Annotated in this window: 19 protein-coding genes; 9 read left to right on the top strand and 10 right to left on the bottom strand. The window is 44.6% G+C overall.

Annotation, left to right across the window (positions count from 1 at the left end):
* Positions 1-47: 47 nt before the first annotated feature.
* Entirely contained in the window at positions 48-266 is a 219-nt protein-coding gene (locus tag K4039_RS17670) for a hypothetical protein (protein WP_265236996.1), read from the bottom strand.
* Positions 267-427: 161 nt separating this feature from the next.
* Here K4039_RS17670 and K4039_RS17675 point away from each other — a divergent pair, with 161 nt between their 5' ends.
* The 3 genes from K4039_RS17675 to K4039_RS17685 all read left to right on the top strand — a co-directional run bounded on the left by K4039_RS17675 (position 428) and on the right by K4039_RS17685 (position 1,564).
* Positions 428-628 carry a helix-turn-helix transcriptional regulator gene (locus K4039_RS17675; protein WP_265236998.1) on the top strand — a complete coding sequence of 67 codons (201 nt, stop codon included), beginning with the start codon at positions 428-430 and terminating at the stop codon, positions 626-628.
* A gap of 96 nt (positions 629-724) precedes the next feature.
* Positions 725-1,081 (top strand): hypothetical protein, encoded by a 357-nt coding sequence (locus K4039_RS17680; protein WP_265237000.1) that lies wholly within the window; start codon positions 725-727, stop codon positions 1,079-1,081.
* A 9-nt stretch (positions 1,082-1,090) separates the two neighbouring features.
* A complete protein-coding gene (locus tag K4039_RS17685; protein WP_265237002.1) occupies positions 1,091-1,564 on the top strand; it encodes a hypothetical protein in 474 nt (157 codons plus the stop codon).
* Between the two features lie 147 nt (positions 1,565-1,711).
* Here the strand turns inward: K4039_RS17685 and K4039_RS17690 are convergent, their stop codons facing one another.
* The gene (locus K4039_RS17690; protein ID WP_265237004.1) at positions 1,712-2,998 is read right to left on the bottom strand and encodes a Glu/Leu/Phe/Val dehydrogenase; all 1,287 of its coding nucleotides are present in this window, start codon (positions 2,996-2,998) and stop codon (positions 1,712-1,714) included.
* A gap of 3 nt (positions 2,999-3,001) precedes the next feature.
* On the opposite strand from K4039_RS17690, the gene K4039_RS17695 reads away from it, so the two are divergent.
* The gene (locus tag K4039_RS17695; RefSeq protein ID WP_265237006.1) at positions 3,002-3,148 is read left to right on the top strand and encodes a hypothetical protein; all 147 of its coding nucleotides are present in this window, start codon (positions 3,002-3,004) and stop codon (positions 3,146-3,148) included.
* 38 nt (positions 3,149-3,186) lie between these two features.
* Here K4039_RS17695 and K4039_RS17700 read toward each other — a convergent pair whose 3' ends face one another.
* Positions 3,187-3,312, bottom strand: coding sequence for a hypothetical protein (locus K4039_RS17700; protein WP_265237008.1), 126 nt, complete (start codon positions 3,310-3,312; stop codon positions 3,187-3,189).
* 104 nt (positions 3,313-3,416) lie between these two features.
* On the opposite strand from K4039_RS17700, the gene K4039_RS17705 reads away from it, so the two are divergent.
* Positions 3,417-4,028 carry a DUF4126 domain-containing protein gene (locus tag K4039_RS17705; RefSeq protein ID WP_265237010.1) on the top strand — a complete coding sequence of 204 codons (612 nt, stop codon included), beginning with the start codon at positions 3,417-3,419 and terminating at the stop codon, positions 4,026-4,028.
* A gap of 325 nt (positions 4,029-4,353) precedes the next feature.
* Here the strand turns inward: K4039_RS17705 and hemH are convergent, their stop codons facing one another.
* The gene (gene hemH / locus K4039_RS17710) at positions 4,354-5,517 is read right to left on the bottom strand and encodes a ferrochelatase (protein ID WP_265237011.1); all 1,164 of its coding nucleotides are present in this window, start codon (positions 5,515-5,517) and stop codon (positions 4,354-4,356) included.
* 100 nt (positions 5,518-5,617) lie between these two features.
* Here hemH and K4039_RS17715 point away from each other — a divergent pair, with 100 nt between their 5' ends.
* A complete protein-coding gene (locus tag K4039_RS17715) occupies positions 5,618-6,313 on the top strand; it encodes a class I SAM-dependent methyltransferase (RefSeq protein WP_265237012.1) in 696 nt (231 codons plus the stop codon).
* A gap of 325 nt (positions 6,314-6,638) precedes the next feature.
* On the opposite strand, the gene K4039_RS17720 is transcribed toward K4039_RS17715, so the two are convergent.
* From K4039_RS17720 to K4039_RS17730, 3 genes are all read right to left on the bottom strand, one after another.
* Positions 6,639-7,763 carry a hypothetical protein gene (locus K4039_RS17720; protein ID WP_265237014.1) on the bottom strand — a complete coding sequence of 375 codons (1,125 nt, stop codon included), beginning with the start codon at positions 7,761-7,763 and terminating at the stop codon, positions 6,639-6,641.
* Positions 7,764-7,974: 211 nt separating this feature from the next.
* Complete coding sequence (locus K4039_RS17725; RefSeq protein ID WP_265237016.1) at positions 7,975-8,673, bottom strand: GDYXXLXY domain-containing protein; 699 nt, start codon at positions 8,671-8,673, stop codon at positions 7,975-7,977.
* A 98-nt stretch (positions 8,674-8,771) separates the two neighbouring features.
* The gene (locus K4039_RS17730) at positions 8,772-10,175 is read right to left on the bottom strand and encodes a DUF2157 domain-containing protein (RefSeq protein WP_265237018.1); all 1,404 of its coding nucleotides are present in this window, start codon (positions 10,173-10,175) and stop codon (positions 8,772-8,774) included.
* A gap of 338 nt (positions 10,176-10,513) precedes the next feature.
* On the opposite strand from K4039_RS17730, the gene K4039_RS17735 reads away from it, so the two are divergent.
* Positions 10,514-11,107, top strand: a complete 594-nt coding sequence (locus K4039_RS17735; RefSeq protein ID WP_265237020.1) for a Uma2 family endonuclease — start codon at positions 10,514-10,516, stop codon at positions 11,105-11,107.
* 543 nt (positions 11,108-11,650) lie between these two features.
* On the top strand, positions 11,651-11,803 hold the full coding sequence (locus tag K4039_RS17740; RefSeq protein WP_265237021.1) for a hypothetical protein: 153 nt from the start codon (positions 11,651-11,653) through the stop codon (positions 11,801-11,803).
* Between the two features lie 356 nt (positions 11,804-12,159).
* Here the strand turns inward: K4039_RS17740 and K4039_RS17745 are convergent, their stop codons facing one another.
* Positions 12,160-12,996, bottom strand: coding sequence for a competence protein CoiA (locus K4039_RS17745; RefSeq protein WP_265237023.1), 837 nt, complete (start codon positions 12,994-12,996; stop codon positions 12,160-12,162).
* A 214-nt stretch (positions 12,997-13,210) separates the two neighbouring features.
* On the opposite strand from K4039_RS17745, the gene K4039_RS17750 reads away from it, so the two are divergent.
* On the top strand, positions 13,211-13,669 hold the full coding sequence (locus tag K4039_RS17750; protein ID WP_265237025.1) for a hypothetical protein: 459 nt from the start codon (positions 13,211-13,213) through the stop codon (positions 13,667-13,669).
* A gap of 295 nt (positions 13,670-13,964) precedes the next feature.
* Here K4039_RS17750 and K4039_RS17755 read toward each other — a convergent pair whose 3' ends face one another.
* Complete coding sequence (locus K4039_RS17755; protein WP_265237026.1) at positions 13,965-14,675, bottom strand: DUF547 domain-containing protein; 711 nt, start codon at positions 14,673-14,675, stop codon at positions 13,965-13,967.
* Positions 14,676-14,906: 231 nt separating this feature from the next.
* Positions 14,907-15,296 (bottom strand): pentapeptide repeat-containing protein, encoded by a 390-nt coding sequence (locus K4039_RS17760; protein WP_265237028.1) that lies wholly within the window; start codon positions 15,294-15,296, stop codon positions 14,907-14,909.
* Positions 15,297-15,343 lie beyond the last annotated feature (47 nt).

Consider the following 15,343-nt stretch of genomic DNA (forward strand, 5'->3'; position numbering starts at 1 on the left):
TTAAATATGAGAAATCCCCTGGTTTTGGGGATTTCTTTTTTTGAGAATTACCGATCTGATGTTATGTAGCAAGTGTCAGGTTGCTGGGACTCTAGAAGGTCGGGGTTAAATATCACCACGAATTTCGCACCAGGAACCAAGCGACGGAGAATCTCCAGATGACCGTCCGCATCCGATCGAGTGCGAAACTGACCAACTGTCACACGCTGCATTTTGGGCAGCAAACGAACCATAATCCAAGGATAAAGTCGTTCTTTGTAAGGCATAATTAACTTGTCGACCTACGTATGGGAGCCAGAGCCAGTGCTGATAGGTTGGTAGCCGGGATGCACTGGCTTTCTGACGAACGCGATGTTCTCCTCTCATACTACGGACAAATTTGGGTTAAGTCAAGTTAACCATAGAAATTCTGAAATCGGTACAGTGAATGAGTAGTGTGGGTGAAAAACTCAAACAGCGACGGCAATCGCTGTCTTTGACACAGCAGCAAGTTGCCGATCGATTGGGCGTGACTGTAACCACTGTAAAAAATTGGGAAGCGGGCAGACATATTCCAAAGCTGTATCTAGAACAGACGAAAGCATTGTGCGACCTTCTGAAGCTTTCCTTAGATGAACTGGTAGATTAAGTATTTGTAGGGTGCGTCGCTGCGAAATTTTCAAGCCTATCGACAGATTATCGACAGCGACGCACCCTACGGTATTTGTTGCGTGCAATAGCGGTATTGTATAATTGGATTAGCCTTTTTTTAGAGTTTGTAACTAATATCAACATGATCAGAGGTGCAATTCCAGATGATATTCCCACCAATTTACAAGAACAAATACTGCTGCAAGACGCTAAGGCTCAACCTGCCATCATGATTCAAGGTGGCTCCAGGAGACCACTAGGAGATGCTCCCAGATTGGTTGCCCACTATGGCGGTCAGCCTGAAGATTGGTATAAAATGGCTAGTAACCAAACCGCTATTATCGAGGGATATGTCGTTGAAATTCATTGGTATAGAAATACCTCCACACTGCAAAATGTGGAGTACAAAATTAAACGTACATACCCTAAAATAGCACCTAAAAACCAGTGAGGTTAATATATGAAAATTCGCTGCATTGCCAACAAAGGAGCAGACCTGCCGGAAAATTACCTAAATCCACCGCTAGATATCACCAAAGAAACTGAATTTAAATTGATAGTCGGTAAAGAGTATACTGTCTATGGTATCTCCCAATGGCAAGGAAATTTAGGGTACTATATTTGCGATGAGCGCTATACTTATTATCCTATAGAGAATCCAGCCCCGTTATTTGAGATAATTGATGGCAGATATTCTAGATATTGGCAAGTGCAATTAGCAACTAATGGTTTGTTAGAAATTACTTTTGAGCATTGGTTTTCGATACCTTATTTTTATGAAAAACTAACTGACGGAGAAGCAGAAGCAGTTTTGATTTTTGAGAAAATAAGAGAACTCATGGACGCTGAAGCTGCAATTCCTCAACCTGAACCTTTCTCTATTGAAGAATTGCTGGCGTTGTCACCCCGTGAAATAATTGCCTTGACGGGGTGACAACCCTGTGAAGGAAACGCCTGTATCGACTCTAACGGTTTGTTTCCTCAACTATTTCGTAAGGTGCGTCGCTGTAAGATTGTCGATTTTTATGCAAGGGATTGTCGATGGCGACGCACCCTACAATTACTTCCCAGTATTATCTCTTCAACCGTTCACATAATAATCCCGCGTTCCCTTCGCATTCATCGCTTCTCCCAGTCGATTTAACCCGTACACATAAGCAGCAGTTCTCATGGAAACTGACAATTCCTGAGATTTTTTCCAAATTGCCTCAGTTTCTTCGACCATTTTATGCTTCAACCGCTGGTTGACTTCCTCCAGCGTCCAATAAAGTCCGCTGCGATTTTGCACCCACTCAAAATAACTAACCGTTACGCCACCAGCATTGACTAAAATATCAGGAATTACCTGAATTCCTCTCGCTTCCAAAATCAAATCAGCAGCAGAATCGATCGGCCCGTTAGCTACTTCAAAAATAAACTTAGCCTTAACATCATTAACATTTGTTTCCGTTATTTGATTTTCCAAAGCTGCTGGAACCAGCACGTCTACATCTAAGGCCAAAAGTTGCTCGTTTGTCAATATTTCGTGTTCGACAATATTGCAAACAGAACCTTCGCAGTAAATAGCTTTGATACCTTTGTTCGACTCTTTAAAGCGGCGGAGGCTGGGGATATCCAGCCCTTGTTTGGCATAAATTCCCCCTTGGGAATCGCTGACTGCGACAACTTTGTAACCTGCTTTCCACAGCAATTCTGCTATTTCTGCACCGGCATTACCAAAACCTTGTACTGCTACGGTTGTATCTTGAGGATTTAGCTCAAATTTGGGTAGAATGGTTTCTATTACAAAAAAAGCGCCCATTGCTGTTGCGGTATCTCTGCCCAAACTGCCGCCAATTGTTACCGGTTTACCTGTCACTACCGCTGGACAAAGCTGCCGCTTAATTATATTGTACTGATCCATCATCCAACCCATAATCATGGGATTGGTGTAGACATCTGGTGCGGGAATGTCGATATCTGGGCCGATGAAATCTGCGATCGCATCAACGTAACCCCGGCTCAACCTTTCCAATTCAAATTTGGACAATTCTTTGGGATTGACAGTAATTCCGCCCTTGGCTCCTCCAAAGGGCAAGTTGAGAACTGCACATTTAAATGTCATCCAAAATGCCAAGGATTGCACTTCATCGAGGGATACATTTGGATGGTAGCGTACTCCTCCTTTAGACGGGCCTCTGGTATTGTCGTAGCGTACTCGATAACCTTGGAAAATTCGCAGGGAACCGTCGTCCATCCGCACGGGAATTGATACTATTAAGCTGGATTTGGGATATTTGAGCCGCTCGATCGTATCCTCGGAAAGGGATACATATTTTAAGGCTCTTTCTAGTCGGCGACTGGCATCAGCAAATAATGATTCAGACATAAGATGAAGGAAGAAGGAAGAAGGAAGAGGGAAGAAGGAAGAGGGAAGGCGGAAGAGGAAAGAGGGAAGGCGGAAGAGGGGAGACAGGAGAAGAATTTGCCGGAAAGCTCTTGGTTAGCTGGCGTCTTAAATTTAATTGTTTTGGCTTAGCTGCTGGTTTTTCGATACTTTATAATTTAATCACAATTTCAGTCTAATTCTGCATAAGTGCCTTCTACATAAGCGCTGTCTACTTTGTGTCGATCGACAATCTGGGACTCCCAAGCAGCTATTAAGCAAATACACTTACAATAGAGGGTGATATTTAAGCTCAACTAGCAATTTGAGTTCGATCGCTCAAATCACAGCCAGTCACCAGGGGAATTAAATTCTGAAATAGATCGAGGCTGTAGCAAACGTTATGAACTGAATTATTCTTATGGTTGGACTCCTAGCCGCGCTCTCTGCGTCTGCGGCGGGGGGTATGAGAATTGCCCTGCCCCTGCTGTTAATTGGTTTGTTGCGAATTGACAAACTTTGGTCGGAAATACCTTTATTGTCTGGGCTTCACCCCCAAGTGGTGATATCCATCTTGGTGAGTTGGTCGCTATTAGAGTTATTTGCTTCTAAAACTTTTGTGGGACAGCGGGTGCTGCAAGTTGTGCAAATTATTTTCAGTCCCATTGTAGGAGCAATTATGGGAGTTGCGATCGCTCAGGTAAGTGCGATCGACGAAATTACTGCTCATCCTTGGATGCTGTGGATTATTGGTATTGTCGGAGGTTTGTTGGCTTTGGTTCTGCAACTGGTACAAGCAGGATGGCTTTACCGACTACAAATTTTACCGATTTGGGTGATTTTTCTGCAAGATGTTCTGTGTATTTCCTTGGTTTTGTTTGCTTTTGATGCTCCGAGAGAGGGTGCATTAATTGCTATGCTGCTGCTGTGGCTGGCAATTCGCAGTTCTAAAGAGTGGTACCACTGGTACAGAAGTCAGGGAATACCGGGCGATGGGGGAAATCCCCGCCGCCGCAAGCGCGATCCAGATTAATTTAGTCTCTATACAAAAACCGCCCTCTTGCGGTTTTTAGACGCGCGGGGCGGGTTTTGTATGGAGATTGTTTGTCTGCTGTTGATGTCAAGAATCGCCTGTAACCTTTTGTATTTCTCGTTTGTTGCCTCTTGCCATATCCCCCTAAATTCCCCTTAAGAAGGGAGACTTTGAGAATGCTCCTGTCCCCACCGACCTAAGGGGGGCTAGGGGGGATCTAGACTTAGATACAAACCAGAGATATCAAGGATTTCAGACTCAAGTTAACACCACTGATTGCGGACTGAAACCGGCTCTAAAGATCGATCGCACAACCGATTATTATTTAAAGCAAGCCGATCGAGTGTAACGGGCCTTGACCCGAAATTAACTCGATTACTAATGCGATAAAACCAATCATTGCTACACGACCGTTCCAGACTTCCGCCCCCGTCGTCAAACCCCACTCCCACTGCTCTTGAGGGTACATTTTGACTGTCTTGGAAGGGCGTATCACATCAGAGAATTTAACGCTGGGAGATTCTATAGATTCGATGACTAAATCGGCCAAGGCCTCAATAAACACCGGATGAGTATTTAGGGCTGGGACTCGGTAGAAATTTTCAATCCCCGATTCTTCAGCCAATTCTCGATACTCCATGTCAATTTCTTGCAGAGTCTCGATGTGTTCGGAAACAAAACTAATCGGAACTACCAACAAATCTTGGACTCCACTTTCTGCCAATTCGGTAATGGCGTCTTCGGTGTAAGGCTTGAGCCATTCCACCGGGCCAACCCGACTTTGGTAAGCGAGAGTGTGTTCGTTAGGTCGATTCAAATGTTCCATAATCAGACGAGTGCAATCTTGAATCTCTCGCTGATAGGGGTCTCCAGCCTCTTCTACATAGCTGAGGGGGACGCCGTGGGCGCTGAAAAAGATGTGAACTCGATCGGGATTTGGATTGTGGTCCAATTGTTGGGCGATCAATTCCGACATTGCCTGAATGTAGCCAGGCCGTTGATACCAAGAAGGAATAGCGGTATATTCAATCTCGTTGAGGGCTGGATCTTTGCCCCACATTTCTTCGAGCTGTCGGAAGCTAGAACCGCTGGTGCTGATCGAAAATTGAGGATACAGCGGTAAGATTGTCAAGTGTTCGATGCGATCGCGCTTAATTTTGGCGATCGCCTCTTCGGTAAAAGGATGCCAGTAGCGCATCCCCACATACACTCTGGCATCCTGTCCCTTGGACTGCAAAAGTTCTTGCAGGGAAGCGGCTTGTTCTTCGGTAATTCTGCGCAAAGGAGACCCGCCCCCGATTTGGCGGTAATTTTCCTGGGATTTCTGAAACCGCAGGGTCGAAATCAACCACGCGAGGGGTTTTTGCATCCACGGAAACGGAATGCGAATGATTTCCGGGTCAGCAAACAAGTTGAACAGGAAAGGACGGACATCCTCGATTTGATCTGGCCCGCCCAAGTTTAATAGCAATACTCCCACACGACCCATAGCGGTTACAGTTCTCCCATTGTCTTAGTTCTGTTAATTCTCTTTATCATATATCTTAATAATATCTTAAGTCGATAGCAAGGTATACATAATTTTGACTATGGCAACAATTTTTAGAGATTTAAGTTATCGGTATCAGTGGCTCTACGATGCGATCGCGCGTTTGGCTGCTTTAAGCGTAGGTGGCGAGGCTCGTTTTCGCCAGCTAGCCTTGGAAAATTTGACCCTGGGCGCGGAAACTAAAATTTTAGACCTTTGTTGCGGTAGCGGTCAAACTACGCAGTTTCTGGTGCAATATTCCCAGGATGTCACAGGACTTGACGCTTCGCCATTATCGCTACAACGGGCCAGGAAAAATGTGCCATCAGCCAATTATGTAGAAGCTTTTGCCGAATCGATGCCTTTTGGCGACAATCATTTTGATTTGGTACACAGCAGCGTCGCCATGCACGAAATGCAGCCTGTACAGTTGAGGCAAATTTTTCAAGAAGTATACCGCGTACTCAAGCCGGGTGGTGTATTCACTTTGGTAGATTTTCATCGGCCCACAAATCTGCTATTTTGGCCAGGGTTAGCTGTGTTTTTGTGGTTGTTTGAGACTGAAACTGCTTGGGAGTTGATCGAAACTGACTTGGGGAGTTTGTTGGCCCAAGTGGGATTTCAGCCTGACAATTCCGAAGCAAGTCAACAACCAAAACTTTATGCTGGCGGCAGTATTCAAGTAATTCAAGTTCAAAAGTCAGTTGACAGTGGACAGTTGACAGTGGACAGTTGTCAGTTGTTAGTTGATCGTTGATAGTTGTCAGTTGATATTAGTGAGTGCGTGGGGAAGAAACCGGGTTTCTACGAATTTTGGTTTTAGTAACGATAAATATCGGCAGAAACCCGGTTTTTGAACTCGGCGCGGGTGAGTAAGAAACCGGGTTTCTACGAATTTTTGAGTTTAGTAACGAGAAATATCGCAAGAAACCCGGTTTCTCAGGTCGTGAGTGCACCTTATTCTACTTGTCAACTGTCAACTGTCAACTGTCAACTGTCAACTGTCAACTGTCAACTGTCAACTGTCAACTGTCAACTGTCAACTGTCAACTGTCAACTGTCAACTATCAACTGTCAACTGACTAAATAAACTTTTTCGCTTCAGCCAAAGCCGCCTCAAACTTAAGCAATACATCCTTTTCTGTATGAATAACTTTCTCCTGTTCCAGCAGCGGGCGGCCAAAGCGAAAAATGCCATCCTGTTCTACGTGGTCTACATAAGGTAGCGTTTCTGGATGGGGCAAAAATTTGCGGCCGATGGTGTAAGGTGTGTGGAAAGAAAAGCTAAAATCGGGAAACTTGTCGCTCTTGATTTCGAGATAGTAAAGCGAGTAATAATCTTTGGTTTCGGAGTACACGCATTCGCGGCATCTATTTACCTGTTTGCGGTTTTGATTGAAAAACTCCCACTTGTCCCAATAGTAGTCATCTTTCATCATATCCTGGTGGTCTTCGCACAGTTCCAGATATAATTTGTCAGCACCGGGAGGACGATAGAAGTAAAGCATCGCATAGGGCATTTCAATCAGTGACTTGACTGCTTGATTTTTGCGCTCGTACCATTCTTGCTGGCGAGTTTCGTCGTAGATTTCGTTAGATTTAATTGCTTTAAAGCTGTTTAGCTGATGTTCTTTTGCCCACCGCGATGCCCAAACAGTCCAGTAAGCTAACTGGAAAGTTGCTGAAATTTCCGCCGAACCTTGTTCTTTCCAGTCGGCAATAATTTTTTCCCATGCTGCACTAAAAGCTAATCGCGATTGTTCGTTTTGGGCGGAATTTTCTGTATTGATTGGGTCGGCTTTTGGGAGATTATTTTGAATCAGCCCTTTGGGTTCTTTGCGCCAGTTATCAATGTCGGTTGGTGTGAGATTTAAGATGATTCTTCTGTCGTGAACGGGATATTCTAAATGAATTCCAGATTTGCGGAAAGAGCGGTATTCTAAGATCGGGAGTTTGCCTTGTTCGATCCACTGCTGGCGTTCTGCTGCCGAACACTTGAGCATTGCTTCTAATTCTACCGGATCGACGGCTAATTCACTTTTGAAGGTCTCCCAAAATCTTTCTTGTTCGGCTGCATTTGCTTCCAGCACTGATACAATTGTGCTGACGATGCGATCTGTTTGGTCTTGGCAATTGTCGGGAAGTCCTAAGAAGTCGAGGAGTTGGGCTTTGAGTATTCGTCTGGCAGAGATTAGCTCGGCTAACATGAGAAGCTCCAGTAGAGTCATGACTTGCGCCCTTGAATTGGCAAGATTTACGCAAGTCTTATCTATCTTAATGGATTCTCTTGAGTTGTCGGCAAGGGAAATGCCGATCGCCCGCCAGATACCCCATTTCTAAGCAAAAATACTCAAATCCAGGTTGCAAGGTCGATTCCCTAGGGGATAGCTACGCTTCACGACGGGGTGGCGAAACCGGCTAAAATCGATAATTGCGATCGCGCACCCACAAACTCACAGGCACAGCATGGCCTGTTTTGTCAACCTTCACTTCTACGACAAAAGACTGCCGCTGGTTCCTTTGAGCTTCGCTAATCTCCTGATTGACTTTTTCCCTTTCGCTCTCTGGCATATAATAAGTTTCTAAGCCGTATTCCATCTGCCAACTGTTATATTTGCCCTTAATTGCGATTTGGTTGGCGGGCAAATTGGTGGGATTTTCTAGACTGACGCGGACGGGTTTCCAAGCTTGGGGGCGGCCGGGATTAGTCGCCGCTTTTGGGGCTTCTAAGATTACATAAAAACTGATTTGTGGCTTGACATTGTGCGTTTTTTCTGCACAAACAACTCCGGGCGGACAATGTACTTTTTCCGCAGGTAAATCTTTCCAGCCGGGGAGTTTTTCGAGATTTGTGCGATCGGAAATATCATAGCTTAAAACTTGGTAATATCCGCGCAAAAAGTCGTAAGGGTCTACTGGTACAGTTTGTAGGACAACTGTTTTGCCAGTAACAAAAGTGTAAACTGCGGTCGCTGGTACGGCGGCAATTAGTCCAATTTGCAGGAGCAAAGGAACCCACAGCCGCCACGCGGGAAGGCGTTTTGCTTCCGGGGGAAGCTGAAACACATTTGGTGTATCTGGATTTTCAACTAATAAGTCAATGTTGTTTATGTTCATGTTACTAATTGGGCATAGGGCATGGGGCATGGGGCATGGGTCATTTATTTCTTCAATCCGTTAGATCCGTTAAATAATCCGTTGCCGAACTTCTCTTTCTATTCATCTTTGATTGTGGCAAAGTGGCGCTCGAACCACAAACCAGCGGCAATTACGCCAATTCCACACAAAACAAATACAAAAGATTTGAGCAACAATTCTGTGTTATATTCAAAGACTCGGCTGATAATTTGCAGGGTGATTAATACCATGCCTCCCCAAAAAGTCTGGCGGTTTCCTAATGCTAAACCTTCTCGGATTAAGCCAACTGCGAGCAGAAATGATAAGACATTAAACAGAAAAGTTGCTAATTGAGGAATCGGAGTAAAACTGAGGTGAAAAAGCGGTATTAAGGCGCTGGCGAGGATTAAAATGCCGATCGCACCTGCCGTAAAATCCCCTCCTTTTTGTTTCGGACGGCGGAACTCAGAACGTCCCAAATGCAGCCACTCAAACACCGCTAAAGCACCCAAAACAGCCACATTTGCTAACAAAACCCAATCAGGCCCGGTTTGCCTAGGAGTCGGCGAATCTTGCCAAAGCCCGTAGAAAGAAAGAAGATAAAACAAACCGGCGAGAAACAGCAGTGCTAAACTGCGCGCGGTAGGTTGAAACAGTCTGCTGTGTACCTTCGGCCACATCGCATCGTCATATCCCCACAGCAAAGCGGGCGGTAGGGCGCAAAAAATCGCTGCACCCCAGCCGCCATCTGCTCCTTGGGCAATTGAAACTTGTAATGAGAAAATTATCGCGATCGCACTTATGGCAAAAATAACACGCGATCGACACCAATAAGCCAGCGGCACAAACATTATACTGGCTGCGATCGGCATTTGCCGCACCAAAATTTCGAGCCAAGAAAACTCGACTTTTGCAGACGAATCTAAGACAGCCAACCAATAGCCTAAACCGACTAAAAGTGCTGACAAAACACCCAAGGAAGTCAAGCGCAAACTGTAAGCCATTCCGAGCACGCCGATTCCCCAAGCAAGTAAAAGTCCGTAGGAAGAACCGCCTATGTGGAACATTTGCGCCATCAAAGCCATATTTGCTCCTAAAATCAGAGCTCCTAACAGCAACAATCCTTCACCTAGGAATTTGTTTCGCCCTTTTGTTGCGGGCAAAATATTTTGATTTGAGCTTTGGCTTCGGGATGGGGGAATTCGCCACAGATAGAAACCTGCTGCATTGACTGCTACGAAAAGACTTAGCAGCAGCGCAACTCTCACTTCGCGTGACCAAACTTGCCAGTTTGCGGCTACAAAGGTGATGACTCCTATACCGAGGAGAATGCCGCCGAGACTGATCAGAATGCTGAGGAAACGGTTGCGGGAGGCGGTTTCGAGTGTGTTGAATTGGTAGCGTTCGGAAAGTTGTTGGTAGAATGAAGTTTCGATGAGTCCTTCTGCTTGCCAGAGTTTGGCTTGTTCTCGCAACTCGCGCCGAAATTTATCTGAAATCATTGTTTATATTCCAGAGGATTTGAACTCAATACGGTTCAGTTAAGCCCGATCCCCCCTAGCCCCCCTTAAGAAGGGGGGGACAAGAACTTACTCAAAGTCCCCCTTCTTAAGGGGGATTTAGGGGGATCTCCGAGGAATAAACAGTTTTAACTGAACCGTATTGGATTTGAACTGTGATAGTTTTCACTATGTCACTTGTGGGGCGATTGTCGATGGAGGCTGGGACACCTGCTGAACTTGCACAGCAGATTTGATTGAGATCGTTTGGCAGTTGAAACCGTTTCTATATAAACAAACTTCCAGCAGAAAGGGACAAATAAATTAAGGAATGTAACTTTATGGTACAAGCTCAATCTAAAAAATTAACTTTTGATGAGTACCTTAATTACTCAAATGAGACGGATCAACGCTATGAGTTAATTGATGGGGAGTTAATCGCTTTGCCGCCAGAATCTGAACCTAATAATTTCATTGCTAATTATCTATTTTTCTATCTGGCTAGCAGCGGGCTAGTGCCACTTAGACTGATTAAAACGCATAATTGCGAGGTTCAAGTTGCCGTTTTGCGATCGGGAGATGCGGCCAACCGCTACCCCGATTTGATAATTCTGGAACCTGAACACATTCCGCTGACAGCAACCGGGCTAACTATCACTTTCGATATGTTGCCTCCTCGGTTTGTTGTGGAGGTAGTCAGTCGGGGTAGACTGGGCAGGGATCGGGATTACGAGCGCAAACGATCTCAGTACGCAGCGCGGGGCATTGCAGAGTATTGGGTTATCGATCCAATTGAACAAGTCGTGACGGTTTTGCGGCTTCAGGATGGGCAATATGTTGAGGTTGGGGTGTTTCGGGATGGGGAGGCGATCGTATCTCCGATGTTTCCACAGCTAAGTTTGACGGTTCAACAGATTTTCAGTGGAGAGGTTTAAGGGCGGATCGATAGCTAATTGGTTAGCATTCATCTAACCACCTACGGATTAGTGAAAATCTCCACCCTCAACCTGATTGAGGCCATGTTTCAATCCCTGATAGGGATTTAGGTTGATTGCAACCTGTAAGTTTCGCTAACAGTCACACCCTTTTTAGATAGTGACGTGAGAATATCACCAACCTTACTTTGCTAAATAAATCTAGGCGGGGAAAATTCTATTTCCCAGCCTACCTAAAGGCTGCAACCCTTACACATCAGAAAACGCCCATATCCTGAGCCAACATTTGGAGAAGGGGCAGATCTCGCTCGATTGCAGATTCAATTTTATTACGTTATAATCTAAGAGTCAGCCAACCACTTGTAAAAATATAGCTTTTGCTGTTTTCTACAAAGTAAGAACGGCTGTATCAAACCAGCAATTATACTCTCTCAAAATACAAGAATAAGCTTAGCCGGCGTTCCTCAAGGAGCGCCTTTTTTTTTGGCTTGTTTCCAAACGAAAGGAGAGTGTGTTGCACAATCAAACTAGAAGAATTAAACCATGAACAAAAGTCTGTACTTAATCTCTACTATTACTCTAACTGCTGCGTTGAACTTCTTGCCCGCTTCTTCAAGCAGTATTCAGCTAGAAAAGGCAGCACTGAGTATAACTCTAGTTGAATATGTGAAAAAACTCCTAGATAAAGAGGATTAATCGTAGATAGGCGAGGGATTCCCATCTACAGCTTACAATGTTGTAACTTCATTAGGATTCGCTCATTTCCTGATTTAGAGCCTCAAATAAAGATAGGCGGGGATAGTCAATTTTCCCCGCCTAGGACGTGGAAGCACTGCCGTTACGTCAAGATATGTCTTTTTGTGTGACGTAGGAAAGGGTAAAGATTGCAGAGGCGACCCCATGTATTTGCTCGTATCTGCAATCTCTAAACATTCTACCTAGCGGTCTAATCTTCGTAATGGGCAGTTGCTCGATCCCTGTCACTCCACCAAAGAATTGCAACAGTCTACTGCATCACTATTTTAAGAGACGTTTTTTGGCAGCGGGTAGAATCAAGTGGCGATTGCACTTGCATCAGTCTCTACCATTACATCATGAACAAATTTGCGTTTTAACACGTAGCGAATACACTCAAGACCAGATTCGTCGTAGATTTCGAGTTTTACTAAATAGTCATAACCAAAATCTATGTACACTGGGCATTGAGCATCCAGCCATGTTTTACGAGGACGCACCCAATCGTATTGGTGATGACCTTCATAGGATTGATCGACTTGATCCTGGATCTCGCGAATACTATGGACCCAACCAGATCGAACTTCAGCCTTGGTTATAGTGGGGTTCTCTTTTTGCGCTTCCGATAGCCGAAAGAAGTACCCACGATTAGCATCATCCTTGAATGGAGGATAATTACGGCGCTTGGAGGAGTGTTCTCTTTTGTCCCAAATCAAATCTTTGGCAATTTCGGAGTTGGGGGTTGGCAATTTGTGGTAAATGCCGAAGTTCTCGTGGAAGCCAGAGCCGTCAACTACCCATACGAGGTTCTGATAAAATTGTTCACGCGAAGTCCTTTCAGCATCAGTTATTGATGAATGCTGTACTTCAATCACAATTCCAGTCGGTGTTTTTATATCCGCTCTGTGTATTTCCCCATCAGGGGCAATGTGAGAAACTTCGCGACATTCTATCGGGAAAAGATTTTTCCAGTCTCGGTGCCAGGGAGTTTCATTTTCCCACCAAGGATCACAGTTCCTTGGTCGATAATGTGCCCAATGATGCAGGATTCTTGGACCACACTTCGCAATCATTTCAGAACCGCAAATTGGACATAACCCCCGAGTACCGGGGGAAGCTTCAACACGATCATTGTTAACAAGAGCCAGTTGCATAAAGCTGATACTGTATTTCTTTTACCCTAACATAGGCGTAATCCTTTTGAATTCTAGGCGCGGACTTCATATTTCCCAGCCTAAGACGTGAAAGCAGCGCCACTAAATCAGGATAGAGTAATTTTCTAATTTAGAGCTTCAAACGTCTACTACTGGATATCTGTGCAAACTTATCGCAACTACGATACAACTATATGTAAATAGAATTTATGAGTTGACAGACAATCTTATGTTCAAAAATCTTGTGATTGGTCTAATATTCAGTGCTGGAGTTTTTATACCTTCTTTTTCTGATGAAAGCATCGCTACCCCATTGCTCCAAGTTCAAAACCCCTTGCCATATCCGGCGGCTGACAAAAATGGAGACTACCAAATTGTTAACGGAAATAGTGGAGTAATGCCTTTTGTTTGGGAAGTCGTAGATCCTGAAGGTTTGAATGTTCGGTGTCAAAATAGGACTAATCAAACTAACCTAATAGATATGATAGATTTACCTGTTGATAGCATTATGCCAACTGGTGAAAGATTTGAAGCTGTAGGAATTTTTCTTGACAGACGGGGAAAACCTTGGATATGGATAGGTAGTCATTCTATGAGTAGCACTCGCTGCTGGGTCAGAGCTAATAAAAGTTATGTCACACCATTCCAAAGAATTAATCGTAATATCCAATAGCCTTTATCGCTAATAAAACATTAGACAAAATCCGCTGCATTATAATTGTGGTGGGTTTAATTTTAATTAACAAGTATGTTCTTATGTATGTTAAAAGTATTGAAATTAAGCATAAATAAACCCACTAATTGCCAGCTTGCCAGTGCCAGCCGTGCAACCGTGCCAGCCGTGAGAGTCGATCGCCCCGTTGCCTCGGAGTCATCAGATCGCCCTGTTGAATCTGGCAATTTGAAGGGGTAACGACAGACTAAAAAAATTACCCCCTCAAAAAAACACCTATCCCTAGGCGCAAATTTTATCCATCAACCCGATTCAAATTCCAGTCATAAGGCAAAAAAACGATCGCCCATCCATCACCCACAGCCGCCTCCGGCCCCAAATAACCGCCCACATACTCAGCCACCGAACCCGCCGCCTTTACAAAATCCTCCTCGTACCACTTAAAAATCTTGCTCAAATAAAGCGTCTTTTTCTCGGCATCATATCGCACCTTATTAGGATTGTGAATAAAACGGCTCGCATCCGCTTCTAGTTGAGTCCGTACCGACTCCGGGAAATAAGCCCCCCGGCGCAGCAGCGGGCACCCGACTGAAGCGCAAACTAATGCAAAATGGATGCGCGGTTCCGCAAATTCCGGCCGCAAAATTGCGTGTTCGATTTGATTGAGACTGTACTTTTTGCCGCCAATAATCGAATTTGAACGAGTGAAAAAATCCAAAAAACTCAGCCAGTTGGGAATTCCCAAAACTTTGGGACGGATCGACGCGATCGGATATACTTCCAGAACTTGAGAAATTGCGATCGCATTGTACGCATTCAGCCACAACGCCAGTCGCGCATCCGCATCTGTACAATCCGCCAAATCCACATCAGCCAAACTTTCCAGCCACGCCCTCAAAACCTCCGCCCCCTCAGCTTTCCAGCCTTTGTAATTGACGCGACCAAAATCGTCAACGTAGCGTTGTAGCAACTCGTCCCAAGTCGAAAAGTCGATCGAATTTATCATTCATTAAGAAGAAGGAATAAGGAATAAGGAATAAGGAGGTAAAAGACATACACAGCAAGCTTTTTAGCTATCCGTATTTCACGTTTAATTAGATGGATTTACTTACTGTCCACATTTTCAAGCCAATATTGCTTTAGCTTCTGCTTCTATTTATTCTACACTGATTTTATTTTAACTCTTGTGGGGTGGGCTTCTAGCCCGCCCAAAAGTTAAATTTAAATACAGTACAGCTTATTTAATACTACCGTCAATCCAAGTAGCCCCTTTCACTTGAGCATTATCCAAATTCGCCCCCGTCAAATCTGCCCCGATTAAATTAGCTTCAGTCAAATCAGCGCCTGCTAAATTAGCTTGCCGCAAAGAAGCCCCGCCGAGGGCAGCCCTGCTCAAATTTGCCCCGGATAAATTAGCTTCGCGAAGATTTGCACCTCTCAAATCTGCCCCTTGCAAATTGGCATTTGCTAAACTCGCTTGCAGCAGGGGAATGCTTCTCAAATCGCATCCCGGACATTGGTTAGTTTGCAACAACTGGTTGATTTGCTGGGGGTTCGCTGCAATCACCACTGTAGCCAACCCGAATATCAGTCCAAATGAAACTGCTCCTAAAGTTACAGATTTCATGGTCTTTACCTTCTACAATTAGAAAAGATTCTTAATTGAAACTTCAA

It is taken from the genome of Lyngbya sp. CCAP 1446/10 (assembly GCF_026130175.1).
Lineage (GTDB): Bacteria > Cyanobacteriota > Cyanobacteriia > Cyanobacteriales > Microcoleaceae > Microcoleus.